Source organism: Chryseobacterium oranimense (assembly GCF_900129755.1).
Lineage (GTDB): Bacteria > Bacteroidota > Bacteroidia > Flavobacteriales > Weeksellaceae > Chryseobacterium > Chryseobacterium oranimense.
In genome coordinates this window covers 353667-378635 of the sequence record NZ_FQWT01000003.1, presented here as the reverse complement: position 1 = coordinate 378635, position 24969 = coordinate 353667, and the positions used below count along the sequence as shown (strand labels likewise).

Here is a 24969-nt window from a genome sequence, read left to right as displayed (position 1 = left end):
AATTATTTAATGATTCTTTCCAGTACCCAATCGATGAGGTTTTTCTCGGAAGCATGATGGTCTGCAGAAAATTCTCCGCGTCTTCTGTTGGCAATAACGTTGTTTACGGTAATGGCTTTATGGCCTAATAATTTTGAAAGCGCATAAATGGCTGAGGTTTCCATTTCAAAATTTGTAATTCCAAGGTCATTCAATGTTTCAAGGAATTTATCATCTACTGCTTTTAAACGAAGCTGTCTTCCCTGAGGAGCATAAAATCCCGGGAAAGTAGCCGTATTTCCATGGTATTTGGCATCTTTATAATATTCTCCCATTTCTTCTGCCCAGTCTGAGAAATAAAGCATCGGTTTGATCTTTTCATAAGGGAATTTCTCTATAAAGCTTTTGGAAAATTCATTCTCAAAACTGTAATCCTGATAAAAATGCATCAGTCCGTCGAGACCAACCACATTCTGGGTTACCAGCATATTATCTACCTGTACATCAGGATTTACGCTTCCGCAGGTACCCATACGGAAAAGCTCAAGGGCTTTGTGCTCGGTTTTGAATTCTTTGTTTTTAAGATCAATATTCACCAGGGCATCAAGTTCGTTCATCACAATATCGATATTCTCTGTTCCGATACCTGTGGACATTACGGTAATTCTTTCTCCGCGAAGTGTTCCGGTGTGGGTGTAGAACTCTCTTTTATTTTTTTTGATCTCTACTTTGTCAAAATATTTTGAAACTTTTGCCACTCGGTCCGGATCTCCCACAAGGATGATCTTATCCGCAATATCTTCGGGTAAAAGGTTTAGGTGGTATACACTTCCGTCGTCATTCAGCACCAGCTCTGAGGCAGCAAGTTTATTCAGCATAATTTATATTTTTTGTTTTTTAATTAATGAAAATAGCATCTTTGTAAGGAGATCCGGCAAGGTCATAAATCGTATCATATTCTTCTACAATCCTTTTCTGTCCCTGGAAAATTTCGTAAACTGTAACAATGGTCTTTTCAAAGTTTTTCGGGTCTTTTCTTTGGGTGGTTATTTCGTAAAATTTGTCACCTTTTTTTAATACGGAAACCATTTCTTCCTTGGTTGAATTATTGGAATCCATCATTCCCGGAAAGTCCATTACAACATCTTTAAGGTCTGTATAATTTTTATAAGGTTTTGTCACCCCGTTTGAATAAACATATACATTGGGAATCTCTTTATTTTCTTCCAGGCGTATCAGGTAATAATCGTTACCTTTTTTCTCGGCATAAACGGCCATTTCTTTCTTTTTCTGTGAAAATGCACAAACTGAAAGAAAACCCGCCGCAAATGTGAATAAAACTTTTGCTTTCATGATCCTATTTTGTTTTTTAGTGAAATAATGTTAAAAATCCTCTCCCAATATCTTACCTCATCATTTTTTAACAGGCTTTTAGAATTCAGCCGTTTTCTAAGTATAATGAATTTGATTTCGGGGTTTAAAATTAATAAAAATTATTTTACCTGAAATATAAACATTTTTTAATCTGTGCTTAAACTTAAGATAACATCGGAACGGTACTTTTGCCGCTAAAAATTCATGAGATTATATCCGCTGCTCGCTGTAGTTATTTTGATAGGTTTGGCTGTCATGTCTTTTAACCCGGTTGATAAGGGAAAAGAAAACGAAAATAGCTTTGTTAATAGGGGTTTGTCAGATTTTAAAAATAAGCTTGAACAGCTGAAGTCCAATGTTTATAAATTCTCAGAAGACCGGATTTCTATTGAAGAGCTCCGGAATTCTTTAAGCAATACCAGAAATTCATTTAAGGAAATTGAGTTTTATATTGCCTATCATTATCCTGAATTCACCAAAACACATCTTAATGCCGCTCCGCTGTTTCACATAGAGGCTGCGGGCACTTCTGCATATACTTTACCTCCGGAAGGGCTTCAGGTATTGGACGAACTGATATTTTCCGATGAAGCTGTGGAAGAGAAAGAAAAAATTAAAACCATTACAGATTTTCTGTACAATTCCTATTCAGGCTTTTACCTGAGTGCTGTGAAGAATGGACTAAGCAGAGGAAACAACAAAACACTGCCTTTAAGGATAGAACTGATAAGAATCTATACCCTCGGAGTTACAGGCTTTGATACACCAGGTTCACTAAATATTTCCGAAGAAGCGGCCCATGCATTTACCGGGATTAAACAATACATCAACGATGATGCTTATTTTAAAAATTATAACGTTCAGAAAGCCAATCAAATCCTTTCTGAAGGAATCAAGTATCTTTCAGACCATAAAGATTTTGAAGCTTTTGACAGGATTGAGTTTTATAAAACATATATTCAGCCTCTCTATGAAGAATTTGGAAAATGGGATGGAAGAGAGGATGATCTCAAGGAGTTTTCCGGCTGGAATGTAAAGAGTAAAAATCTTTTCAGCAGTGATTTTCTGGATCCGTATTTCTACACCTTACTGAAATCTTCGGAAGACAATGCGAATCTCAGAAGCCTTGGAAAATCTATTTTTCATGATCAGAATTTAAGCCAGAACGGTAAAATGAGCTGTGCTGCGTGTCATCTTGGGGAAAATGCTTTTACTGACCTTAAAATAAAATCCCAGAGTAATGTGGAAGGGAAAACCGTCCTTAGAAATTCTCCGTCTTTATATAATGCTGTTTTTGCGAAAAGATTTTTTTATGATCTGCGTGCATTTTATCTGGAACAGCAGGCGGAACACGTGATCTACAATGATGATGAATTTAATACCAGCTATGAAGACATCATCAAAAAATTAAAAACAAAACCTGAATATAAAAAAGCTTTCCGTACTGCTTTTAAAGACGGTAAAATAAATAAGGAGAACTTCTCCAGGGCCTTAAGCTCATATGTAGCTTCTCTCTATTCTTTCGACAGTGATTTTGACCGTTTTATGAGAAATGAAAAAGACATTTCTGAAGATGCCAAAAAAGGATACAATCTTTTCATGGGGAAAGCCAATTGTGCCACCTGCCATTTTGCCCCACATTTTTCAGGGCTGGTACCACCGTTTTTTAATGAGAATGAGTCTGAAGTTTTAGGAATTACAGCAAAACCTGTGAATCAGTTTCCTATTGAGCTGGATTCTGACCTGGGACGTGGAAACAGTCCTGTGAAAAAAGAAAAATCGTGGATCTATGATTATTCTTTCAAAACAGTTACGGTGAGAAATATTGCACTTACCCGACCTTATTTCCATAATGGAGCATTCAATACCCTTGAAGAAGTAATAGATTTCTATAACGAAGGTGGAGGAGAAGGACTGGGCTTAAAGATGAAAAACCAGACATTGCCGCCGGATAAGTTGCACCTTACAAAAACCGAGATAAGACAGATTATTGCTTTCCTGAATTCTTTGACGGACATCAGCCGGGCGAGATAATTGTGTTTCGGGTTACGGTATGCGGGATACGGGTTACGATTAGTTTCGAGTTTAAAGTTTTGAGTTTAAAGTTTGGGGTGAAAATTATTTTGGTTTAAGAGTTGTAAAAATCAAGCTCAGAATTATACTTAATACTATTATTAACCAATCCCAGGTAATAACTTTCTTTCGTTCATTCACCAAACCCGCATCCTGAAACCCGAACCTCGAAACCCATATCATTTAACAATTATTTAATTCCCTTAACATTGGGTTATGAATTAATTAATATTCTCCACTTTATATTTAAAGTCCTATTAACAGAGGTGCCGTGCCAAAAAAATAGCTTTGCAATGTCTAATAAATCAATAGAAAATGAAGAAAAAATTACTTACAATTGCGGCATTGGCAATGGTTGCCGGTTTTAGTGCACAGGCGCAGACTTTTATATTCAATAAAAATTCGTCATGGAGCTATAAAGACAATAACCAGGCATTGGCAGATTCCTGGAAAGGGCAAACATTTGACATTTCATCATGGGCAGCCGGAAACGGGCCTCTGGGATATGGCGATCCTGTAACAACTACAATCAGCTCAGGTCTTACAACAGCTTATTTTGCTAAAGACTTTACGGTAGATTTATCAACTCTTACCGATAATATGGAACTGGGAGTGATGAGAGATGACGGAATTGTAGTTTACCTTAACGGGGTAGAAGTTGCGAGAGATAATATGCCTTCAGGTACTATTGCTTTCAATACACCGTCAAGCACTACGATTGATGGTGCGGCAGAAAACGTGTATAATATTTTCTCTATTCCGAAATCCGGTTTTGTAAATGGAACTAACAGGATTTCCGTAGAGCTTCATAACAGAAGCGGGGCGAGTTCGGACCTTAGAATAGATGCTTATTTAAAGACAATACCAACCGTAGCAGGATGTACAGGAACACATATCAGCTGTTTTACTTCAATTGTTCCTACTGCACAAACCAATAAACTGATCATTCCGGCAGAGCATAAATACCAGCTTATCTTAAAAGAAGGTGATAATTATACTGAAGGAGGCGGAATGGTAGGCGGCCAGAATGATTTCACAGCCTATGTTGCCAAAGCAGGAAGCAGCACAAACGGATACCTTTCCGTAAACCATGAAACCAATCCGGGAGGCGTTACAATGGCTGAGGTGAATTACAATGCTTCTACAAAACTTTGGCAGCTGACAAGATCAAGAGCCGTAAGCTTTTCAGACCCTAGCCTGGTTCAGACGATCAGAAACTGTTCAGGCGGAATTACCCCTTGGGGAACAGTAGTTACAGCTGAAGAATCCGTTACTTCCAATGATGTGAACAATGACGGCTATAAAGATTACGGATGGTTAGTGGAAATAGACCCTGCTACAGCACAGGTTATCTCTAAAAATGCAGACGGATCCAAAGGGAAACTTTGGCAGATGGGTATTATGAACCACGAAAACGTAGTGGTAAACAGTGCCGGAACTACAGCCTATTACGGAGAAGACGGAGGAACTCATATGGTGTACAAATATGTAATGGATACCCCGAATGACCTCTCTTCAGGAAATCTGTATGTATTAAAGCTGGACCAGGGATTAAGCGTTACCGGAGATCCTGTGGGAACTACCGCAACATGGATCCAGGTTCCGAATAAATTAAAAGCAGATCAGAATAACACCACAGCTCTTGCTCAGTCGCTTGGAGGAACAAGATTTAACGGAGTAGAAGATGTGGATATCAGCCCGCTGGATGGGAAGATTTATTTTACTGCAAAAGGACTGGATAAAATTTACCGTCTTCAGGATAACGGAGCAACTGCTTCTCAGGTTGAAACTTTTGCAGGAGGTGCTGCTACAACGTACTCATTCAATACCCCACAAGGGATGAAGACTGAAGCATGGGGAGATGGAAACGACAACCTTACCTTTGATGAACTTGGAAACCTTTGGGTTCTTCAGGACGGTGGGAAAAATTATATTTGGGTAATTGCCCCGGATCATACGCAGGCTAATCCTAAAGTAAGACTTTTCGCTTCAATGCCGGCAGGATCAGAGCCAACAGGACTGACGTTTACTCCTGACCATAAATTCGGCTTCTTCTCGATCCAGCATCCTGATTCTACCATTACTACAGATGTAGATGCTACAGGAAACACTATTGATTACAGAGGAAAATCAGCTACCATTGTGATCGCCCTAAAACAAAACCTGGGAACTTCAGGAGCATTGGGAACTGTTGAAAACCAACATGCAGAAAATACGGTTGATGTAGCTCCAAATCCTACTTCAGGAATGGTTAAGATCAATTCACCGAAAGGATTGAAAGATATTTCGGTAACAGCATACAGCATAGACGGAAAGATTGTTTATACCAAGAAATTCAGTGGAGTAAACAGATCATTGGATCTCGATTTTACCCACCAGCTGGAATCATCCCGTATCCTTGTTCTGAATGTCGAGGCAGAAGGCGGTTTCCAGAAAACTGTGAAATTATTGAAAAAGTAATTATTAATACCTGTTTCGGTTGCGGCGGCGAAGCCGCCGCAACCGAAACTTCTTTTTATGAAAAAAATAGTCCTATTTATTTCCGTTTTATATCTCTGCCAGATCAGGGCACAGATCGATCCGGTAAAATATCCCACTTTTACCAGTATTGATGAGGCATTGAACAGTGAAAAGACGGTTTATAGTATAAGTTTCAGGCAAAAAGGGCTTTTCAATCTTCCCCCGCAGATTTCCAGACTGCAGTCTTTGTTTTTCCTGAACATCATGGGAAACAAACTTGAAAAAATGGATCAGGAGATTTTTACCCTAACAGAGCTTGAGATTTTGAATGTGAATGAAAACAGCATCAGATACATTCCTGATGAAATAGGAAATCTGAAAAAGCTGAGCACTTTCTCGATGAACCTGAATGGCCTTACAAGCATTAATCCAAATATTGCAAAGCTGCAAAATTTAAAGGCAGTGCATTTTGATGCCAATAATCTTAATGTATTTCCGGAAGCACTGATGGAAATTCCTGCACTGGAAGAAATTAACCTTCAGGGAAACCAGATCAGTATCATTGCTGACCGCTTGTACAGGATCAAAAATTTAAAGTTTCTCAATTTATCTGAAAATCAGATCAATGATCTGGGAAACCTTTCTTTTCCTAAAAATTTAAAATACCTGGAACTGCAGCAGAATGCGATTGTAAAACTCCCTGAAAACCTCTTCAAAGCTCAGAATCTTGAATTTTTGAATGCCAGCAGCAATCATATCACAGAAATATCTCCGGAGATAAAAGGATTGAAAAATATAGTCAGTATGAATCTGGCTCATAATCATTTAACAGATCTTCCTTCAGAAATAGCCCAGCTGAAAAAGCTGAAAACCCTTATCCTGACAGGAAATCCAATAGAAAAAACAAAGATTGAACGGTTAAAAAACCTCATGCCGGAAACCCAGATCTATTTCTAGATCTATCCGCCGACTCTTTTGGTTTTGTATCCCATTTCTTTAAGGATATTCATTATTTTGTCACGGTTATCACCCTGAATAATGATTGTTCCGTCTTTCTCTGAGCCACCTATTCCCAGGGTGGTTTTTATTTTTTTAGAAATTTTCTTCAAATCTTCCTCACTGCCTTCCCAGCCTTCAACAATTGTTACAGGTTTGCCATTTCTGCCTTTCTTCTCAAATTTGCATACCAAAGGTTCCTGCTGCTTAAATTCTTCTTTAGGCATCTCAAAATCCTGTTCTTCGTGTTCAGGAAATAGGTTCTTTAACTGATCTCGTAAATCCATAAAGCAAAATTAAATAATAATTTATAAAAGTACATCAGCAGGTTTGAAAATTAATTATGCTATTTATATTGATACCAGTAGTCTAAAGAACATCTTTTTTCACCTGATCTTTTCAAAATAAACCCTCCAGATTCTTCTATTCATCCGAAATTAGGTAAATTTGTGTAACAAAAAGTTATACAAAATGTCAAAAAAAGCAATATTAGCAATCCTTGACGGATGGGGATTGGGGACAAATCCTGAGGTTTCTGCCCTGGATAAAGCAAACACTCCATTTATAGACAGCTGTTATCAAAAATTTCCACATACAACATTGGAAGCCAGCGGACTGGCTGTAGGACTTCCTGCAGGACAGATGGGGAACTCCGAAGTAGGACACATGAATCTTGGAGCAGGAAGAGTAGTCTACCAGAACCTGGTAAAACTCAATATGGCAGTTGAAAACGGAACGTTGGGACAGCAGCAGGTTATTCAGGATGCTTTCGAATATGCTAAAAGAGAAAATAAAAAGCTTCACTTTATCGGATTGGTTTCCAATGGTGGGGTACATTCACATATCAATCACTTAAAAGGTTTACTGACTGCCGCTCATGAGTTCGGATTGAATGAAAATGTATTTGTACACGCATTTACAGACGGAAGAGACTGTGATCCGCATTCAGGATTGGGTTTTATAGAAGAACTTCAGGAACATATGCAGAAAACCGTAGGAAAACTGGCAACAGTAATCGGAAGATATTATGCTATGGACCGTGATAGAAGATGGGAACGTGTAAAACTGGCCTATGATGCAATGGTAGAAGGTGTAGGACTGCAAACGACAGACGCATTGGCTGCCATTAAAGATTCATACAATAATAATGTGACCGATGAATTCTTAAAACCTATTATTTTAGTCAATACAACAGCGACAGGAAACATAGTTCCGGTAGCAAGAATTGTGGATAATGACGTGGTTATCTGCTTTAATTTCCGTACAGACAGAGGGCGTGAGATAACGGAAGTACTTTCCCAGAAAGATTTCCCTGAATTTTTTATGCGTAAGCTGAACCTTCATTATATCACGTTAACCAATTATGACAAGACTTTCCAAAACGTACAGGTTGTATTCGATGAAGAAGTTTTGAAGGAAACGATGGGAGAAATTCTTGAAAGAAACGGGAAAACACAGATAAGAATTGCGGAAACAGAAAAATATCCTCACGTGACGTTCTTCTTTTCAGGAGGGCGGGAAGAGGAATTCAATGGCGAAAGAAGACTCCTTTGCCCAAGTCCGAAAGATGTTCCTACCTACGACCTTAAGCCTGAAATGTCTGCTTACGATATCACAAATGCCATCGTGCCTGAGCTTGAAAACGGAACGGCCGATTTTGTCTGCTTAAATTTTGCCAATACAGATATGGTAGGGCATACAGGAGTTTTTGAAGCTGCCGTAAAAGCTGCTGAAACAGTAGATAAATGCATTGAAAAAGTGGCAACAACAGCTTACGAAAATGGTTATGCCGTATTTATCCTGGCCGACCACGGAAATTCAGACGTAATGATCAATCCGGATGGAACGCCAAATACACAGCATTCCACCAACCTGGTGCCGTTTATCGTAATGGATAAGGACCATACATGGAATCTGAAACCCGGAAAACTGGGAGATGTTGCACCAACTATCTTAAAAGTAATGGGAGTGGAAATTCCGGAAGTAATGACAGGAGATATTTTAGTTAGCTAAAATTTAATAATATTGTCATAAAAATGCCGTTATTATAACAGATGGCGGCATTTTTGTATGATTTATATCAGTCATAGTATGGGTTGCATATGTTATTATGCCACAAATAATAAATAAATCATATCTTTGCAAATTAAAATCTATTTAGTAAGATGTATCAAAAGCTTGTCAGAAAAGAAGTAATGGGAATATTGGAAAAGGAAGTAACCTCTTTTCTGGATAAATTTTTAACGCCAATTGAAAAAATATGGCAGCCTTCCGATTACCTTCCGGATCCGTCAAGCTCAGATTTTAAATATGACCTGGAGGAAATCCAGACCTTTGCCCGTGAAATGCCTTACGATCTGTTTGTAACCCTTATCGGGGACTGTATTACAGAAGAAGCATTACCATCTTACGAATCATGGTTAATGGGTGTTGAAGGAATCAACCAGGAAGAAAAGGTAGGCTGGGCCAACTGGGTAAGAGCATGGACAGCAGAAGAAAACAGACACGGAGACCTTCTGAACAAATATCTTTACCTGTGCGGAAGAGTAAACATGAGAGAAGTGGAAATCACCACCCAATATCTTATCAACGACGGTTTTGATCTGGGAACAAGCATGGACCCTTACAGAAACTTCATCTATACAAGTTTCCAGGAAACAGCAACCAACATTTCCCACCGTAGAGTAGGGACACTGGCCAAGCAGTCCGGAAACGGTAAGCTGGCGAAAATGTGTGGTGTTATTGCTGCAGACGAAGCAAGACATGCCAAAGCTTATAAGCACTTCGTAGCCAAAATCCTTGAAATAGACCCATCGGAAATGATTCTTGCTTTCGAAGATATGATGCGTAAGAAAATCGTTATGCCTGCTCACCTGATGAGACAGTCCGGACAAAAAGCAGGAGAGCTTTGGGGACATTTCTCAGATGCAGCTCAACGATGCATGGTATATACAGGAAACGATTATATCAATATTTTATCAGACCTGTTGGATGAATGGAAGATTGAACACGTAAAAGGACTTACTGAAAAAGCTGAAAAAGCTCAGGAATATTTAATGAAACTGCCTGCAAGACTGCAGAAGATTACCGACAGAGTTTCTACTCCGGACCTTCAGTTTCAGTTTAGCTGGGTTAAAAGTTAGTTCCATATTACTTAAAAATATAAAACTTAAGAGTGCCATCGTTTTCGGCACTCTTTTTATTTCTTATCTTTGCAAAGCTAAAAAAAGACAAAATGTTAAATAATAAAAAAATTGCTGTAGATTTCGACGGAACTATCGTGGATGATGCATATCCGGCAATTGGCAAAGCAAAAATCTTTGCTTTTGAAACATTAAAAAAACTTCAGGCAGAAGGGTACAGATTGATCCTCTGGACATATAGACATGGCAAAACGCTAGATGAAGCCGTAGAATTTTGCAGACAGAACGGAGTAGAATTTTATGCTGTAAATTCCAGTTTTGAAGGAGAGGTTTTCGATCCCGGGAACCAATCAAGAAAACTGGATGCAGACTGGTTCATCGACGACAGGAATCTGGGAGGATTTCCGGGATGGGGCGAAATTTACAATATTATTCAGGAAAGAATAGAGTTCCGCGTAGAAGGAAAAGAAGTTCTGGCCTATTCAAAACTGAAAAAAGAAAAGAAAAAAGGACTTTTCTGGTAATAAAATAAGATAACAATTTAATAGTATAGCAATGTAACAATATTTATTTTCAAAATTGTTGCACTGGTACATTTATACATTGGTAAATTAATACAATGATTCAATTAAAAACAATAGAAGAACTCCGTTTGATGAAGGAGAGCGCACACCTAGTTTCCAAGACACTGGGAATGCTTGCCAAAGAAATAAAACCGGGAATCAATACCTTATATCTTGATAAGCTGGCTCATGATTTTATTAAAGATCACGGCGCAGAACCTGCTTTTTTAGGATATGGAGGTTTTCCAAACTCACTGTGTATTTCTCCGAATGATCAGGTTGTTCACGGTTTTCCTAACAATGATATTGTAAAAGAAGGAGATGTTCTTTCTGTAGACTGTGGTGTTATTCTTAACGGTTTCGTAGGAGATCATGCCTATACATTTGAAATCGGTGAAGTAAAACCTGAAGTTAAAAAACTGCTGCAGGTTACCAAAGAATCCCTTTATAAAGGAATTGCGCAGTGCGTAAGAGGAAAAAGGATAGGGGATATTTCCCATGCAATCCAGTCGCACTGTGAAAAAGAAGGCTATGGAGTAGTAAAAGAACTTGTAGGACACGGCCTTGGAAGACAGATGCATGAAGATCCACAGGTTCCGAACTACGGAAGACAGGGAAGCGGTAAAGTCATCAAAGACGGTCTGGCTATTGCCATCGAGCCTATGGTAAACATGGGTACGGAAAAAGTAAAATTCCATAACGACGGCTGGACGGTAACTACTTTGGATAATCTGCCTTCGGCGCACTTTGAGCATGATGTGGCGGTGATCAACGGGAAACCGGTACTGCTTTCCACATTTAAATATGTTTATGAGGCTTTGGGGATCGTAAGTGATGAAGAAAAGCCTTTCCAACTGGATTTTTAATGAAAAAAGTAACGAAACTTTTACTTAATAAAATACCTCGCCCAATGCTTATTAAAATGAGTATCTGGGCGAGGCCGCTTATCTACCAGTTTTTCAAGGGAGATGAGTTTTATGACCCTATCGACGGAAGATCTTACCGGAAATTCCTTCCTTATGGTTATGGAAAACAAAGAGAAAATGCTCTTTCTCCGGGAACACTAAGCCTGGAAAGACACCGCCAGATGTGGCTTTATCTTCAGAATGAGACAGATTTTTTCATTAAAAATGCTAAAGTTCTGCATATTGCACCTGAACAGGAATTTCTAAGGAAATTCAAAATGATGAAGAACCTGAACTATATTTCTGCAGACCTTTTCTCTCCGATTGTGGATGTGAAAGCTGATATTCTGGATCTACCCTTTGAAGATAACAGCTTTGATATTGTATTTTGCAATCATGTTCTGGAACATATTGAGGATGATGCAAAAGCTATGAGTGAACTGTACAGGGTGATGAAACCCGGAGGCTGGGGGATTTTTCAGGTTCCGATGAGAAACTCTATGGAAAAGACCTATGAAGATTTCACCATTACAGATCCTAAAGAGCGTCAGAAACATTTTGGCCAATACGATCACGTCCGTTGGTACGGGATGGATTATTTCGATCGTCTGAGAAAAGCCGGTTTTGAAACAGAGCCCAATTTCTATTCACAGAATTTTTCAGAAGAAGAAATCAAAAAATACGGGTTAAGGAAAAACGAAATCTTACCTGTAGTTTTCAAAAAATAAATAATAAACCCGCTTTCATATGAAAACGGGTTTATTTAATATAGATAGAAATTGTTTTTCCTGATTAGTGAGAGACAGATTTAAGCCCTACTACGGAACCGATCAGGGTGACAATGAAAAATATCCTCCAGAAGCTTACCGGATCTTTAAAAAAGAAAATTCCCATCAGGGCTGTTCCTACGGCTCCTATCCCTGTCCATACTGCATAAGCTGTCCCCATCGGAAGTGTTTGTGTAGCTTTGATCAGCAGTACCATACTGATGGTCATGGTAATCAGGAAGCCGGCATACCACAAATACATTTCAGTACCGGATGTCTCTTTGGCTTTTCCTAAGCATGATGCAAAAGCAACCTCAAATAATCCGGCGACAATTAAAATAATCCAATTCATTTTTTTTAATTTTCTCTCCTGCAAATTTCAGGATTTGAGGGGAAACAAAATTTTACATTTGATAAAAAATGACATTATTTTATCTCTGCACGTATTCTGCTGAGGCTTACCTGTGTAATTCCCAGATAAGAAGCAATATGTCCAAGCTGAACTCTTTTTAAAAGATCGGGTTTATTAATCATCAGATCCTTATAACGTTCCAGGGAGGTTTTGAATTGCCTGGAAATAATCAGTTCTTCCGTTCTTACAAGCTCCCGTTCTGCAAATTTCCGTCCCCAGTTGGCAATATGGATATCCTCGCTGAAAAGTTTTTTCAGGTTTTCTGTTTCCAGGATGTACAGATCGCAGTCTTCCAGGAGCTCAATGCTTTCATAACCGGGCTTATCCTCCACATAGCTCTTCATGGAGACTATTGTTTCACCCTCACTGCCGAACCAGAATGTAATATCATTATCCGCAGTGGAGGCGTATGCCCGCACAATACCTTTCCTTATAAAATAGATATACGGGATAATCTTATCTGCTTCCATAAGGCAGAAATTTTTTGGATATGATACTTCTGTGATATATCTTTTTAAGGAGCCTCTGGATGCCTCAGGAAGTACATCAATACGGTCAAGAATTTCATCTATATCCATACAAACAATTATAATGTCAAAAATATTGGTTTTAAAATATGTAAAGCAAACTTACCTGTTTCGGTCATTCAATTTTGTCATAAATATATTACTTTTTCAAAGGCTTTACTTACTTTTCACAGAAACAAAACACAATTAAATTTTGTTTTCACTAACTTTGCACCCCGGTTCAATATTGAGCCTAAAAAATAATATATGCACAAAGCAGGATTCGTAAATATAGTCGGAAAGCCTAATGCCGGAAAATCTACCTTATTAAACCAATTAATGGGGGAGAAACTGGCTATTGTAACACAAAAGGCACAGACAACACGCCACAGGATTTTTGGAATTTATAATGAAGATGATTTACAGATCGTATTTTCGGATACGCCAGGAGTTTTAGACGCCAAGTATGGCCTTCAGGAAAAAATGATGGATTTTGTAAAGGATTCTTTACAGGATGCCGATGTATTCTTATTCATTGTAGATGTTACCGATAAAGCCGAACCTTCAGAATTTTTAATTGATAAACTGAATAAGATCCCGGTTCCGGTACTGCTTCTTCTGAATAAAGTAGATCAGACCACACAGGAAGGACTGGAAAAATTGGTGGAAGACTGGCACAACAGAATTCCAAAAGCGGAAATTCTTCCTATTTCTGCCCTGAATGCTTTCAATACAGATATCATTCTGCCAAAACTCAGATCTCTGCTTCCGGAGAACCCGCCTTATTATGACAAAGACCTGTATACCGATAAGCCGGAACGTTTTTTTGTGAATGAGGCCATCCGTGAAAAAATTCTTCTTAACTATGAGAAGGAAATTCCGTATTCCGTAGAGGTAGTTACTGAGCAGTTTAAAGAAAAAGAAGGAATTATTTTCATCGATTCTATTATTTATGTAGAAAGAGATACCCAAAAAGGAATTATCATCGGGCATAAAGGAGAGGCCATCAAAAAAGTAGGAACAGAAGCCAGACTGGATCTGGAAAAATTCTTTTCCAAGAAAATACATTTGAATCTTTTCGTGAAAGTGAAAAAGGACTGGCGTAAAAATGACAGAGATCTGAAAAATTTCGGATACAGATAAACTAAAAACACCTGAAATTCCGTTCTATTAAAAGATTTTTAGTAACTTTAATTCTAAATTTTTAGTAAATGAACTATTTTCAGTCCAATTCCAGCTCACTACCTAAAGATATTGTTTTATTGGCAGTGAGAGTATTTGTAGGCTTTGCAATGCTTTCTCACGGTTTTCCGAAACTTCAGATGCTTTTGGAAGGCGGTAAGATCGAGTTCTTCGACTTTATAGGATTAGGTCCTTTAGTGACTCTTGTTCTTACGGTTATTGCTGAATTCGTTTGTTCAATACTCCTGATTTTAGGTCTTTTTACAAGGTTTTCTTTGGGTTTTCTGATCTTTACAATGATCATTGCTGCTTTTGTAGTTCATGGGGCAGATCCTTTTGAAAAAAGAGAACTAAGTCTTATTTACCTGTCTGTCTATCTTCTTCTGATGGCCTTTGGCGCGGGAAAAGTATCAGTGGATCATATGATAGAAAAAAGAAAAAGAGCCTCGGATTGGTAATCCGGATTTAGATAAAACAAAAGAGCATTAGAAATAGTGCTCTTTTTTATTACCATGATTTAAAATTTGATTTTCTAAAAATAATAGCTTAAATAAGTTATTTCAGGTGCTTAAAATCACTATTTTCGTAGAAAATGAATTATATGAAGATAAAACTGACAATTTGCCTTCTGGCATTTCTCAATTTCTATGATGCTCAGGAAAATATTACTTATCAAAAGCCATCTGCTGAAATTCTAAAACTTGCAGATTACGAAAGACCCCCGAGTGTTCTGATGAACAGCAAAAAAGATTGGGTGATTTTTACTTACCGTCCGACCTATAAAACTCTGGAAGATCTTAACCAGCAGGAAATGAAGCTTGCCGGGTTGAGAATTAATCCGGTTACCAATATTTCAAGCAGTGTTACCTATTCCAATAATCTGAAGATCAGAAAAATTAATGATAGAAATGAAGTTCAGGTAAAGAATCTGCCTGCTAATCCTAAGATTACGTATATTTCATTTTCGCCTGATGAAAAGACACTGGCATTTACCCATACAACAGATAAAGGAGTGGAGCTTTGGATCGTAAATCTGGAAGCTGCTTCAGCCAAAAAGATTACAGGTGATAACCTGAATGCGAATTTAGGAACACCATATACGTGGTCTAATGATTCACAAAGCCTGCTGATCAGAACACTTCCCCAAAACAGAGCGACTCTGATAGATGCCAGTAAAGATCTCCCGACAGGGCCCATTGTTTCTACTGCTGACGGTAAAGTTTCGCAAAACAGAACTTACCAGGATCTTCTTAAAAACCCCCAGGATGAAAAAAACTTTGAAGTTCTTACCGCTTCTGAGATTTATAATGTTGACCTGAACGGAAACCTTAAAAAAGTAAAAGACCAGGATATGTATTCCGGTTTAAGTTTTTCCCCAGACGGAAACTATCTCATGGCGACCGTGATCAAAAAACCGTTCTCCTATATCGTTCCACTAAACAGGTTCCCTTCGACTACTACCGTATATGATCTGAAAGGAAATGCTATAAAAACGGTGAACGATGTTCCTTTGAATGAAATCATGCCGAAAGGATTTTCATCTGTAAGAACAGGAAAAAGAAGCATGGGCTGGAGAAGTGATGCGCCGGCAACTTTAGTATTTGCCGAAGCTCTGGATGGAGGAGACCAGTCTAAGGCTGCGGAATACAGAGATGAGATTTTCACCTGGGAAGCCCCTTTTACGGCTGCTCCAAAGTCATTCTTTAAAACAAAACAGAGATATGAAGGAGTAAGCTGGACGAATGATCATTATGCCGTAGTCTCCGAAGGTTGGTATGATACGAGAAATACCAAATCTTTCCTTGTAGACCTTAACAGCGGGGAATCAAAAGTTATTGATGACAGAAATTATCAGGACGTTTACAGTGACCCGGGAAATTTTAATACGGCAAAAAACCAGTATGGAAGAACCGTTATTGATATGAAAGGCGGGAAAACCTACCTTATAGGAGACGGATTCACGAAAGACGGGCAGCATCCTTTCATTGATGAAATGGATGTAAAGTCACTGAAAAAGAAAAGGCTCTACACATCCAATATCAAGAATGGGAAAGAAGAAATCATTGATATCCTTAATCCTTCAAAAGGAGAAATCTTGACGACTCAACAGTCCCCAAGCCTTTACCCGAATTATTTTAAAAAGAATATTAAATCCAATAAAGCAGAAGCAGTAACCCATTTTGCCAATCCTTTTGAAAGCATTAAAGATGTTTATAAAGAAGTGATCACCTATAAAAGAAATGACGGAGTTACTTTAACGGGAACTCTTTATCTGCCTGCAAACTACGACAGAAAAACAAAAAAAGAAAAGCTTCCTTTACTGATCTGGGCATATCCTACAGAATATAAAGATAAAAATACAGCAGGACAGAATACCCAGAACCCGAACGACTTTACCTTCCCATATTACGGATCTTTCGTATACTGGACTACGAAAGGATACGCTGTGCTGGATGATGCTGCATTCCCTATCATCGGTGAGGGTAAGACAGAACCGAACGATACTTTCATTCCGCAGTTGGTTGCCAACGGAAGGGCTGCCATAGATGCGGTAGATCAGCTGGGGTATATTGACAGAACCAAAGTGGCTGTAGGAGGTCATTCCTACGGAGCATTTATGACTGCCAACCTTTTGACCCATTCTAAAGATTATGCCTGTGGTATTGCCAGAAGTGGTGCTTATAACAGAACTCTGACTCCGTTTGGGTTCCAGAGTGAGCAGAGAAATTACTGGGATGTTCCTGAAATTTACAACACGATGTCACCGTTCATGAACGCAGATAAAATGAAAACACCATTACTTTTGGTTCATGGTGATGCTGACAATAATCCAGGAACCTTTACTTTACAAACCGAAAGATATTTTCAGGCTCTGAAAAATCTGGGTGCACCTGTAAAAATGGTTCTCCTTCCGAAAGAAGCGCACGGTTATGTTGCCAAAGAAAATATTTTACATCTTTTGTGGGAGCAGGATCAGTTCCTTGAGAAGTGCTTAAAAAAATAATTAAATTGTAAAGCTCGTCCGTCAGGACGAGTTTTTTTATAAATATCTTAAAATCTCATCAATACTCTTAAGCTCCATAAAATTGCTATGCTCCAGATGATGCTCATGCTGTTCATGGCTCCAGGTCACATGATAAGGGATGTGTGCGGCAAAACCTCCGATCTCCAATACCGGTAGAACATCAGATTTTATCGAATTTCCAAGCATCAGAAAGTGTTCCGGTTTACAATCCAGATGTTTCAGCAGCTTCTGATAATCGCTTTCCTTTTTGTTACTCATAATTTCTATATGGTGAAAATAATCCTGTAACCCTGAATTTTTAAGCTTTCTTTCCTGATCCAGAAGATCTCCTTTTGTAGCTACAACCAGCCTGTACTTTCCTTTTAATACATCTAATGTTTCAGCAACGCCTTCCAGTAATTCTATAGGCTTTTGCAAAAGTTCCTGGCCAATTTCGATAGTTCTGTTTATTAATTGTATGGATGCTGTTCCTTCTGAAATTCTGCTAACGGTTTCTATCATACACAGCATAAAACCTTTTACACCGTAACCATAAAGATGAAGATTCTTCATTTCGGTTTTAAACAGTTCCTGGGATACGGAATGTTGCGGAAGATAATCTTCAAGAAGTGCACAGAATTCCTTTTCTGCTTCCTGAAAATAAGGTTCGTTGACCCATAGGGTATCATCAGCATCAAATGCAATGGTTGTTATATGATTATTCATTTTACTTTTGTAATTTTCTGATGACAAAATTCAGTATAAAAATTCAATTTCAAAAGGACATTTGTCCCGGATAAGAAATGCTACGGACCAATCAGTTATTTTTAAATTACCTGGAAGATCTTTATGAGAAACAGGAACGTAAGGAAGATATCATCATCAGGTCATTTTCCAAAGGCGAAAGGATATTCACCCAGAATGAAAAACCTTCCAAAATAATGTTGATTAAAGAAGGTATTACCAAATGTTTCTTTGTCGAAGAGAATGATAAGGAATATATTGTCGAATTTCTTGGAAAAGGCGAGATTACCGGAGAAATAGAACTGATCCGGAATATTCCCTGTCTGTGCAGTATTGAAGCTGTAACCGATGTTATTGTTTACGCTGTTGCAGTCCCATATTTTAAGAATTTAATCAAAACCGACCTTTCATTGAATAATTTGCTGCTGGATGTTTTTGCTGAGCGTATCGTGAATACTTCCAGAAGAGCTTCCTATCAGCAGCTGTATGCTGCAGAACATACCCTCGCCCAGCTTCTTGAGCTTCAGGCGCAGCAGGAAATAGAAATTTCCAAAGAAGACATGGCAGCCTATCTGGGAATTACAGTAAGAAGTCTGAACAGGACTTTGAAAAATTTAGAAAAATAAAAGATAACTTTTTTCCCCTGATTCTGTTGATAAGAATACAATGCTTCTTATTTTTGCACATCAATAAACCGGAACCTATACAAATATGGAAGACCTGCAATTCAGGAATGCTGACCTGAAAGATTTGGAAAAAATAGTTGAGATATACAATTCTACCATCCCGTCGAGAATGGTAACGGCAGATATGGAAAATGTTTCTGTGGAAAGCAGGATAAAATGGTTTAATGAGCACAATCCTCAAACACGGCCGCTGTGGGTGTTTGAAGATCAGAATGGTCAGACCATAGGATGGGTGAGCTTTAGTTCATTCCACGAAAGGGCTGCTTACAGCGGAACGGTAGAGGTAAGTATTTATCTGGATGAAAGCTGCAGAGGAAAAGGTTATGGTAAGACTATCCTTAAATATTGCATAGATAATGCTGCGAAATTCGGGGTAAATAACCTTGTAGCCCTTATCTTCCTTCATAATGTAGCCAGTTTAAGGCTTTTCAGGAATTTTGGATTTGAGGATTGGGGAACACTGCCAGATGTAGCTGTTTTAGATGGAGTGGAGAGAAGCCTGAAGATTTTAGGGAAAAGAGTAGGGTAACCGTCATTGCGAACAGACTAAAGGTCTGCGAACGAAGTTCAGAAGCGACGAAGCAACCTCAAAGGCATTATTTTGCTTTTAAAAATATCAGTTTAATACTATTGAAAATCATTATGTTAATATGTTACACTTCGACTTCGTTCAGTGTGGCATCTCTAATAATAAGTTGTTTTTCTAACATTGTCAGTCTGAGCGGAGTCGAAGACTTTAATGTTATTTATATAAAAATGTCTGCGCGAAATCGAAGATTTCGCGCAGACATTTTATTTACTTTTAATATATTTATCGATATTACTGCTTAATTTTCTTCGCAGACATATTCAAAAACCGTTTCACCAGGAAAACAGCAGAAACCGTTAATCCCAATCCTAAAGCGATCCACATTCCGAAAGCACCCATTTTTAAGGTGACACACAGAAAATACCCTAAAGGAATGGTAATCACCCAATAAGCGATAAAAGTATAGATCGAAGGGATCTTTACATCCTGGATCCCTCTGAGCATTCCTAAAGCAGTAACCTGCACTCCGTCCGAAAGCTGGAATAAGGCAGCTATGATCATTAATTTCGAGGCCAGCATAATAACTTCAACTTCCTCTTTTTTGGTAAAGAAAGTAGGTAAAATATTTCTTCCCAGAATAAAGACCAATCCGCAGATACACATGAAAATAAAAGCTATTTTCAGGTTGTTGATCCCGACTTTTCTTAATTCAACAAAATTCTGTTCTCCCAGTTTTCTACCGATCATAACCGTTGATGCCACACTGAACCCTACACAAAGGTTAAAGGTAAACGAAGCCATACTCAATGCGATCTGGTGGGAAGCAATATCATGAGCTGAAATAAGCCCGCAGATAAATGCAGCACCGGCAAAAGCAGTTACTTCAAAGAACATCTGCAATGCTGTAGGGAGGCCCAATTTCACCATTTTATCAAACATGTTTCTGGAGAAAACCTGAATTTTTAAAGAAAAATCTTTGATATACCGTCTTGTTTTTTTCTCTTTAACCAACACAATATAAAGGAAGACTACCATAAATATTCTGGAGATCAGGGTTGCTAAAGCGGAACCTTTTACCCCCATTTCAGGAAAGATCCAAAGTCCTTTAATGAAAACATAATTTAACGCAATATTAATGATATTGGCAATGATGGTCGCTTTGGTTACCCCTATGGTATAGGAAAGCCCTTCAGAAACTTCACGAAGCGTCTGAAAAGCCATGAAAGGGATCATACTGATCGCCATAATAGTCAGAAAATCGACTGTGTTCGGAATGATTTTCTCCGGCTGTCCGGAATGATAGAGCAGTGGCATTCCCAGAAACAAAACAGCCATTAAAATAATTCCTACAGACATATTGATGACAAAGCCATGACTGAAAACAGAATTAATGATTCCGTGGTCCTGCTTGGAATGTGCTTCAGAAACCAGAGGGGGAATTGCAAATGAAAAACCCAGTGCAAGTACAAACACCGAGAAAAATACAGCATTTCCCAATGAAACGGAAGCCAGGGCATCCGCACCTAATAGTTTTCCGACAATAATATTGTCGAACAGATTCACCGAGACCTGCCCAACCTGTGTAAGCATTACAGGCAGAGCCAGGGTAAGGCACTCTTTCGTGTAGTTTTTGTTTAAAAAGTTCATAATATTTTATGATTCATATATAGTTTACTTAAAATAGGGTCAAAAAAAAATTGCAGTAAGGCTACTGCAATTTTATAATATATTTAATGTTCAATTAAATTATTTCCTTACAAAATTGGCAACATCCTCCTCAGAAACAGTATTTCCGCCAAGAATAATTAATCTTTCCACAACATTTCTCAGTTCTCTGATATTTCCTGTCCACGAAAGAACTTTAAGCGCGTCAATCGCTTTATCATCAAATTTCTTCACGGCAGTACCATGCTCATCGGCAATCATACCGGAAAAGTGATCCACCAATAATTTGATGTCTTCTTTTCTGTCATCCAACGGCGGAACGTAGATCTCAATCACAGAGAGCCTGTGGTAAAGGTCTTCCCTGAATTTTCCTTCTTCAATTTCCTTCTGCATGTTTTTGTTGGTTGCAGCAATTACCCTTACATCCACCTTAATTTCCTTATCGCTTCCCACAGGAGAAACTTTGCTTTCCTGCAATGCCCTCAAAACCTTAGCCTGAGCAATAAGGCTCATATCTCCGATCTCGTCCAAAAAGATCGTACCTCCGTTTGCCTGTTCGAATTTTCCCTGCTTATCTTTAATAGCACCTGTAAAAGAACCTTTTACATGCCCGAAAAGCTCAGATTCAATAAGTTCAGAAGGGATGGCCGCACAGTTTACCTCTACCATTGGTCCTCTTGCGCGCTCGCTTTGGTTGTGGATAGCATGGGCTACCAGTTCTTTTCCTGCACCGTTGGGTCCTGTAATCAAAACACGGGCATCAGAAGCAGCAACTTTTTCGATCATATCCTGGATCTTTTTCAGAGCAGGGGAATCACCGATCATCTGGTATTTTTTGTTGACCTTTCTTTTTAAGGTTTTATTTTCAGTTTGAAGATTTTTATTTTCCTTTTTAAGACTTTCTTTGGCTAAAGCATTTTTTACGCTTGTAATCAGCCTGTTGATGTCGATAGGTTTGGAAATGAAATCGTACGCTCCTTCTTTTAAGCAGGAAACAGCAGAATCAATATCTGCGTGGCCTGAGATCATGATGAAGGTACTTTCGGGCTTGAGAACCATACTTTGCTTTAAAAGTTCCGTTCCTGAAAGTTTAGGCATCTTGATATCAGAAATCACTAATGCGAAATCTTCTTTTTCTATCTGTTTGTAGCCTTCGAGGCCATCTTCAGCGATAACAAATTCGTAATCGGTAAGTTCATCAGAAAGGATACTGTGTAGTACTCCCGAGATTGCTTTTTCGTCTTCTACAATAAGGATTTTTTGCATAGTTGCAAATTTAGATTTTTTGATTCAATTATTAGCAAAAACTATACCTAAATATACTATTTTGAGTAATCTCTTCTGCCGAAAATAGCGGATCCCACCCTTACGGAATTGGCACCGCATTCAATGGCAGCCGGGAAATCATCACTCATTCCCATAGATAAAGTTTCCAGTGTTTTTAATGTATTTAATTCATCAAAAAGTCCTTTTAATATCGAAAACTCTCTTTTTACCTGTTCCTCGTCGTCGGTAAATGTAGCCATACCCATCAGGCCGGTAATCTCTACATTCGGAAATTCTCCGTTCAGATATCGCTGGAATAATGCTTTTGCTTCAGCAACTTCAAGACCGAACTTACTTTCTTCTTCAGCTATTTTTACCTGAAGCAGGACCTTGATTTTTCTGTTGCTTTTCCCGGCTTCTTTACTGATTTCTGAAAGAATTTTTTCAGAATCCACACTCTGAATGGTATCAATGAAAGGAGCGATATATTTTACTTTATTGGTCTGAAGATGCCCGATCAGGTGCCACTGGATATCCTGCGGAAGGAGAGGGTATTTCTCCATAAGTTCCTGAACTTTATTTTCCCCGAAAACTTTCTGCCCCAGATTATAAACTTCCTGAATGGCTTCAACAGGGTGTGTTTTGGAAACGGCCACCAGTTGAACTCCCGCTGGCAGCTGATTTTTTATTGCTGTATAATTTTCTTTAATTTCCATATATGCAAATTTCTGAATTTTAAAAGCAAAAAACTAATGAATCCGTAAAATAGTTGCTGCCAGATTTTAATTATTGATTCTTATTTGATGGGCTACAGCTTAAGTAATACACATATAGTATTCATTGTTCCACTGCTGGATTGTTACATTAATTTAATATCTCATTAATCTGTGGATACTGGGAAATCTTCCTGAACACAAACTTGTTGCTTTTCTGAAGCTTTTCGATAAACATATCCAATTCATTAATGGAATCAGCATCCCTGAGGTACTGATCATGGGTAAGGAAAACCAGATGCCTCGATGTTTTTTCCAGGTCATTAAAGAAAATGCTGTCCACTTTTTTGATCATGGCTTCATGACTTCCCTTTAAGGTCATTTTTTGGGAAGGTCTCCATTCAAGATCCCAGCCGATTACTTTATAGCCTGCTTTTCTAAGGCTGTTGGCAGCATAGGTAGAGCTTTTGATATCGGTCACGTTGATGTTGTTCAATCTCCAGATATTTCTGCCGGGTGTTCTCGCGATCATATCATAAAGTTTAAGGCTGTCTCTGGCAATATTAAAATCATGGACCACAGCATCGGGATTTTTATAAAAATCGGTGTATTTATTATGAGCATGGCTAAAACTGTGATTAGCTAGTTCGATCAGAGGATTATTTTTTAAAAGCTCCAGGTCATCTTTCTGCCTTTTGCTTCCATAGGCGTGTTTCCCCACCAGAAAGGCGGTTGCACAAACATTTCTTTTGTTTAAAACTTTAAGAAGGTTTTCTGTTCCCTGGTTAGGGCCATCATCAAAAGTAAGGTAGATGATTCTTTTATCGGATTCTACATTCTCATCATCTATTCTGGGGACCGGTTTTGCGGTGGGATGTTCCAGTGAAATGTTTTTTTCAAACTCTTTCACATCAGTTTTGCCGTTACAGCCGTTGAATACCATTGAAGCCGCACTCACCAATGCAGTCATCCCAAGAAAAGCCATATTTTTTGACTTTTCTCCCAAAAATTTTTTCATAAAGATAATGGAGATTAAATCGTTAAAAACTTGTTAAAATAATTGTTGAAATGTTAACAAATAATATGCCGCATTTTGTTAAAATGCAGTTTTTTAATTTTATTTTAAGCTCTTTGTTTTATGGTGTTTTGCGGTGAAATGAAAAGTTTTGAGATTATGTTTTCTTATTGCTGTTTTTTAACATTTAAAATTATAATAATAATAGCTTCTCTCTATTATTATTGAAGTAGTATTATTTTCCTTTCTGTGGGATTTATTTTAATATTTCTTTCAAATAAAGAGAATTCTTAATGGCTGCCGTTCCCCAGGTATTATTGAAAAATATAAATGTTTTCCTTTCCGAATGGTTGATTTTTTCAGCAAGCTTATCGATAAATTCTGGACTGTATTCAGATTTATAAAGCACGGGTTTGCCATGAAGCCTGTAATATAAGATGTCAGGATGATTGATGATCATCTCTTCCGGAAGGTTTCCGGGAAAACTGACTCCTGAAAAAACAATATTGTTGTCTTTTAAAAGGGTGAAAATTTCTTCAGACCACCAGGAATCATGACGGAATTCTATAACATTTAAATATTTAAAATCAAGGCCGGCAAGGATCAGGTCAATATTTTCCTGCGACTTTCTGAATGAAGGCGGAAACTGGTATAAAAACCCGGAAAGCTTTTCTTTCAGATGAGTTTCAATGTGTTCACAGAACTCTGAAATCTCATGTCTGGAATCTTTCAGGCGCTTTTCATGTGAAATTGCTTTTGGTATTTTGATGAAAAATCTGAAGCTGTCAGGCGTTTCATCATACCATTTTGAAAGCGTTTTTGCAGTTGGCTTTCTGTAGAAAGTGGAATTGATCTCCACTGAATTGAAAACCTGTGAGTATAAGGTAAGAAAGTCTTTACTTGGAGCATTTTCAGGATACAGCGACCCTTTCCAGTCGTTATTGTAAAATCCCGAACATCCAATGTAAAGACTTTCTTTTTTCATGA

The 24969-nt window shown here is 38.2% G+C and carries 24 protein-coding genes; 13 read left to right on the top strand and 11 right to left on the bottom strand.

Annotated features, from left to right (window positions below; genetic code table 11):
* Nucleotides 1-2 precede the first annotated feature (2 nt).
* Both BUB03_RS12360 and BUB03_RS12355 read right to left on the bottom strand, forming a co-directional pair.
* Nucleotides 3-857, bottom strand: coding sequence for a nucleoside phosphorylase (locus BUB03_RS12360; protein WP_040999094.1), 855 nt, complete (start codon nucleotides 855-857; stop codon nucleotides 3-5).
* 19 nt (nucleotides 858-876) lie between these two features.
* Nucleotides 877-1332, bottom strand: coding sequence for a hypothetical protein (locus tag BUB03_RS12355; protein ID WP_073063487.1), 456 nt, complete (start codon nucleotides 1330-1332; stop codon nucleotides 877-879).
* A gap of 225 nt (nucleotides 1333-1557) precedes the next feature.
* Here BUB03_RS12355 and BUB03_RS12350 point away from each other — a divergent pair, with 225 nt between their 5' ends.
* From BUB03_RS12350 to BUB03_RS12340, 3 genes are all read left to right on the top strand, one after another.
* Nucleotides 1558-3387, top strand: a complete 1830-nt coding sequence (locus BUB03_RS12350; RefSeq protein ID WP_073063485.1) for a cytochrome-c peroxidase — start codon at nucleotides 1558-1560, stop codon at nucleotides 3385-3387.
* Nucleotides 3388-3741: 354 nt separating this feature from the next.
* The gene (locus BUB03_RS12345; protein ID WP_073063483.1) at nucleotides 3742-5886 is read left to right on the top strand and encodes an alkaline phosphatase PhoX; all 2145 of its coding nucleotides are present in this window, start codon (nucleotides 3742-3744) and stop codon (nucleotides 5884-5886) included.
* Between the two features lie 57 nt (nucleotides 5887-5943).
* Nucleotides 5944-6843 (top strand): leucine-rich repeat domain-containing protein, encoded by a 900-nt coding sequence (locus tag BUB03_RS12340; protein ID WP_073063480.1) that lies wholly within the window; start codon nucleotides 5944-5946, stop codon nucleotides 6841-6843.
* Nucleotides 6844-6845: 2 nt separating this feature from the next.
* Here BUB03_RS12340 and BUB03_RS12335 read toward each other — a convergent pair whose 3' ends face one another.
* Nucleotides 6846-7169 carry a translation initiation factor gene (locus BUB03_RS12335; protein ID WP_040999102.1) on the bottom strand — a complete coding sequence of 108 codons (324 nt, stop codon included), beginning with the start codon at nucleotides 7167-7169 and terminating at the stop codon, nucleotides 6846-6848.
* A 184-nt stretch (nucleotides 7170-7353) separates the two neighbouring features.
* Between BUB03_RS12335 and gpmI the strand changes: the two genes are divergently transcribed.
* The 5 genes from gpmI (at nucleotide 7354) to BUB03_RS12310 (ending at nucleotide 12221) form a co-directional block, all read left to right on the top strand.
* A complete protein-coding gene (gpmI, locus tag BUB03_RS12330) occupies nucleotides 7354-8895 on the top strand; it encodes a 2,3-bisphosphoglycerate-independent phosphoglycerate mutase (protein ID WP_073063478.1) in 1542 nt (513 codons plus the stop codon).
* A 152-nt stretch (nucleotides 8896-9047) separates the two neighbouring features.
* Complete coding sequence (locus BUB03_RS12325; RefSeq protein ID WP_040999104.1) at nucleotides 9048-10025, top strand: acyl-ACP desaturase; 978 nt, start codon at nucleotides 9048-9050, stop codon at nucleotides 10023-10025.
* A 92-nt stretch (nucleotides 10026-10117) separates the two neighbouring features.
* Nucleotides 10118-10549, top strand: coding sequence for a BT0820 family HAD-type phosphatase (locus tag BUB03_RS12320; protein WP_040999105.1), 432 nt, complete (start codon nucleotides 10118-10120; stop codon nucleotides 10547-10549).
* Between the two features lie 95 nt (nucleotides 10550-10644).
* Nucleotides 10645-11454, top strand: coding sequence for a type I methionyl aminopeptidase (gene map, locus BUB03_RS12315; RefSeq protein WP_040999107.1), 810 nt, complete (start codon nucleotides 10645-10647; stop codon nucleotides 11452-11454).
* The gene (locus tag BUB03_RS12310; protein ID WP_073063475.1) at nucleotides 11454-12221 is read left to right on the top strand and encodes a class I SAM-dependent methyltransferase; all 768 of its coding nucleotides are present in this window, start codon (nucleotides 11454-11456) and stop codon (nucleotides 12219-12221) included. The genes map and BUB03_RS12310 overlap by 1 nt, the downstream gene beginning before the upstream one ends.
* Before the next feature lie 64 nt (nucleotides 12222-12285).
* Here BUB03_RS12310 and BUB03_RS12305 read toward each other — a convergent pair whose 3' ends face one another.
* Together BUB03_RS12305 and BUB03_RS12300 are read right to left on the bottom strand one after the other, a co-directional pair.
* Nucleotides 12286-12612 carry a DMT family transporter gene (locus BUB03_RS12305; RefSeq protein ID WP_040999109.1) on the bottom strand — a complete coding sequence of 109 codons (327 nt, stop codon included), beginning with the start codon at nucleotides 12610-12612 and terminating at the stop codon, nucleotides 12286-12288.
* A 74-nt stretch (nucleotides 12613-12686) separates the two neighbouring features.
* Nucleotides 12687-13250, bottom strand: a complete 564-nt coding sequence (locus tag BUB03_RS12300; RefSeq protein WP_040999111.1) for a Crp/Fnr family transcriptional regulator — start codon at nucleotides 13248-13250, stop codon at nucleotides 12687-12689.
* A gap of 195 nt (nucleotides 13251-13445) precedes the next feature.
* Here BUB03_RS12300 and era point away from each other — a divergent pair, with 195 nt between their 5' ends.
* From era to BUB03_RS12285, 3 genes are all read left to right on the top strand, one after another.
* Nucleotides 13446-14321: a GTPase Era gene (gene era, locus BUB03_RS12295; RefSeq protein WP_040999113.1), complete on the top strand. Its 876-nt coding sequence runs from the start codon at nucleotides 13446-13448 to the stop codon at nucleotides 14319-14321.
* Nucleotides 14322-14389: 68 nt separating this feature from the next.
* Nucleotides 14390-14818 (top strand): DoxX family protein, encoded by a 429-nt coding sequence (locus BUB03_RS12290; RefSeq protein WP_073063473.1) that lies wholly within the window; start codon nucleotides 14390-14392, stop codon nucleotides 14816-14818.
* Between the two features lie 143 nt (nucleotides 14819-14961).
* A complete protein-coding gene (locus BUB03_RS12285; RefSeq protein ID WP_073063470.1) occupies nucleotides 14962-17364 on the top strand; it encodes an alpha/beta hydrolase family protein in 2403 nt (800 codons plus the stop codon).
* A gap of 36 nt (nucleotides 17365-17400) precedes the next feature.
* Here the strand turns inward: BUB03_RS12285 and BUB03_RS12280 are convergent, their stop codons facing one another.
* Nucleotides 17401-18090: an HAD family hydrolase gene (locus BUB03_RS12280; protein WP_073063467.1), complete on the bottom strand. Its 690-nt coding sequence runs from the start codon at nucleotides 18088-18090 to the stop codon at nucleotides 17401-17403.
* A gap of 77 nt (nucleotides 18091-18167) precedes the next feature.
* Here BUB03_RS12280 and BUB03_RS12275 point away from each other — a divergent pair, with 77 nt between their 5' ends.
* Both BUB03_RS12275 and BUB03_RS12270 read left to right on the top strand, forming a co-directional pair.
* Entirely contained in the window at nucleotides 18168-18734 is a 567-nt protein-coding gene (locus BUB03_RS12275) for a Crp/Fnr family transcriptional regulator (protein WP_073063464.1), read from the top strand.
* 85 nt (nucleotides 18735-18819) lie between these two features.
* Nucleotides 18820-19323: a GNAT family N-acetyltransferase gene (locus BUB03_RS12270; RefSeq protein WP_083538909.1), complete on the top strand. Its 504-nt coding sequence runs from the start codon at nucleotides 18820-18822 to the stop codon at nucleotides 19321-19323.
* 291 nt (nucleotides 19324-19614) lie between these two features.
* On the opposite strand, the gene BUB03_RS12265 is transcribed toward BUB03_RS12270, so the two are convergent.
* The 5 genes from BUB03_RS12265 to BUB03_RS12245 form a co-directional block, all read right to left on the bottom strand.
* On the bottom strand, nucleotides 19615-20970 hold the full coding sequence (locus BUB03_RS12265) for an MATE family efflux transporter (protein WP_073063461.1): 1356 nt from the start codon (nucleotides 20968-20970) through the stop codon (nucleotides 19615-19617).
* A gap of 99 nt (nucleotides 20971-21069) precedes the next feature.
* A complete protein-coding gene (locus tag BUB03_RS12260) occupies nucleotides 21070-22254 on the bottom strand; it encodes a sigma-54-dependent transcriptional regulator (protein WP_040999120.1) in 1185 nt (394 codons plus the stop codon).
* A gap of 56 nt (nucleotides 22255-22310) precedes the next feature.
* Nucleotides 22311-22970 (bottom strand): YggS family pyridoxal phosphate-dependent enzyme, encoded by a 660-nt coding sequence (locus BUB03_RS12255; protein ID WP_073063458.1) that lies wholly within the window; start codon nucleotides 22968-22970, stop codon nucleotides 22311-22313.
* Between the two features lie 148 nt (nucleotides 22971-23118).
* Nucleotides 23119-23985 (bottom strand): polysaccharide deacetylase family protein, encoded by an 867-nt coding sequence (locus BUB03_RS12250; RefSeq protein ID WP_073063455.1) that lies wholly within the window; start codon nucleotides 23983-23985, stop codon nucleotides 23119-23121.
* Nucleotides 23986-24238: 253 nt separating this feature from the next.
* Nucleotides 24239-24967 (bottom strand): DUF72 domain-containing protein, encoded by a 729-nt coding sequence (locus BUB03_RS12245; RefSeq protein ID WP_073063452.1) that lies wholly within the window; start codon nucleotides 24965-24967, stop codon nucleotides 24239-24241.
* Nucleotides 24968-24969: the final 2 nt, after the last annotated feature.

Excerpts from the sequence above, each read along its gene's own strand:
- gpmI (WP_073063478.1), top strand. The coding sequence starts at position 7,354 with ATGTCAAAAAAAGCAATATTAGCAATCCTTGACGGATGGGGATTGGGG.
- BUB03_RS12245 (WP_073063452.1), bottom strand. The coding sequence starts at position 24,967 with ATGAAAAAAGAAAGTCTTTACATTGGATGTTCGGGATTTTACAATAAC.
- BUB03_RS12310 (WP_073063475.1), top strand. The coding sequence starts at position 11,454 with ATGAAAAAAGTAACGAAACTTTTACTTAATAAAATACCTCGCCCAATG.
- map (WP_040999107.1), top strand. The coding sequence starts at position 10,645 with ATGATTCAATTAAAAACAATAGAAGAACTCCGTTTGATGAAGGAGAGC.
- BUB03_RS12270 (WP_083538909.1), top strand. The coding sequence starts at position 18,820 with ATGGAAGACCTGCAATTCAGGAATGCTGACCTGAAAGATTTGGAAAAA.
- BUB03_RS12250 (WP_073063455.1), bottom strand. The coding sequence starts at position 23,985 with ATGAAAAAATTTTTGGGAGAAAAGTCAAAAAATATGGCTTTTCTTGGG.
- BUB03_RS12280 (WP_073063467.1), bottom strand. The coding sequence starts at position 18,090 with ATGAATAATCATATAACAACCATTGCATTTGATGCTGATGATACCCTA.
- BUB03_RS12355 (WP_073063487.1), bottom strand. The coding sequence starts at position 1,332 with ATGAAAGCAAAAGTTTTATTCACATTTGCGGCGGGTTTTCTTTCAGTT.
- BUB03_RS12255 (WP_073063458.1), bottom strand. The coding sequence starts at position 22,970 with ATGGAAATTAAAGAAAATTATACAGCAATAAAAAATCAGCTGCCAGCG.
- BUB03_RS12325 (WP_040999104.1), top strand. The coding sequence starts at position 9,048 with ATGTATCAAAAGCTTGTCAGAAAAGAAGTAATGGGAATATTGGAAAAG.
- BUB03_RS12335 (WP_040999102.1), bottom strand. The coding sequence starts at position 7,169 with ATGGATTTACGAGATCAGTTAAAGAACCTATTTCCTGAACACGAAGAA.
- BUB03_RS12320 (WP_040999105.1), top strand. The coding sequence starts at position 10,118 with ATGTTAAATAATAAAAAAATTGCTGTAGATTTCGACGGAACTATCGTG.
- BUB03_RS12290 (WP_073063473.1), top strand. The coding sequence starts at position 14,390 with ATGAACTATTTTCAGTCCAATTCCAGCTCACTACCTAAAGATATTGTT.
- BUB03_RS12305 (WP_040999109.1), bottom strand. The coding sequence starts at position 12,612 with ATGAATTGGATTATTTTAATTGTCGCCGGATTATTTGAGGTTGCTTTT.
- BUB03_RS12350 (WP_073063485.1), top strand. The coding sequence starts at position 1,558 with ATGAGATTATATCCGCTGCTCGCTGTAGTTATTTTGATAGGTTTGGCT.
- BUB03_RS12285 (WP_073063470.1), top strand. The coding sequence starts at position 14,962 with ATGAAGATAAAACTGACAATTTGCCTTCTGGCATTTCTCAATTTCTAT.
- BUB03_RS12340 (WP_073063480.1), top strand. The coding sequence starts at position 5,944 with ATGAAAAAAATAGTCCTATTTATTTCCGTTTTATATCTCTGCCAGATC.
- era (WP_040999113.1), top strand. The coding sequence starts at position 13,446 with ATGCACAAAGCAGGATTCGTAAATATAGTCGGAAAGCCTAATGCCGGA.
- BUB03_RS12265 (WP_073063461.1), bottom strand. The coding sequence starts at position 20,970 with ATGAACTTTTTAAACAAAAACTACACGAAAGAGTGCCTTACCCTGGCT.
- BUB03_RS12345 (WP_073063483.1), top strand. The coding sequence starts at position 3,742 with ATGAAGAAAAAATTACTTACAATTGCGGCATTGGCAATGGTTGCCGGT.
- BUB03_RS12260 (WP_040999120.1), bottom strand. The coding sequence starts at position 22,254 with ATGCAAAAAATCCTTATTGTAGAAGACGAAAAAGCAATCTCGGGAGTA.
- BUB03_RS12360 (WP_040999094.1), bottom strand. The coding sequence starts at position 857 with ATGCTGAATAAACTTGCTGCCTCAGAGCTGGTGCTGAATGACGACGGA.
- BUB03_RS12300 (WP_040999111.1), bottom strand. The coding sequence starts at position 13,250 with ATGGATATAGATGAAATTCTTGACCGTATTGATGTACTTCCTGAGGCA.
- BUB03_RS12275 (WP_073063464.1), top strand. The coding sequence starts at position 18,168 with ATGCTACGGACCAATCAGTTATTTTTAAATTACCTGGAAGATCTTTAT.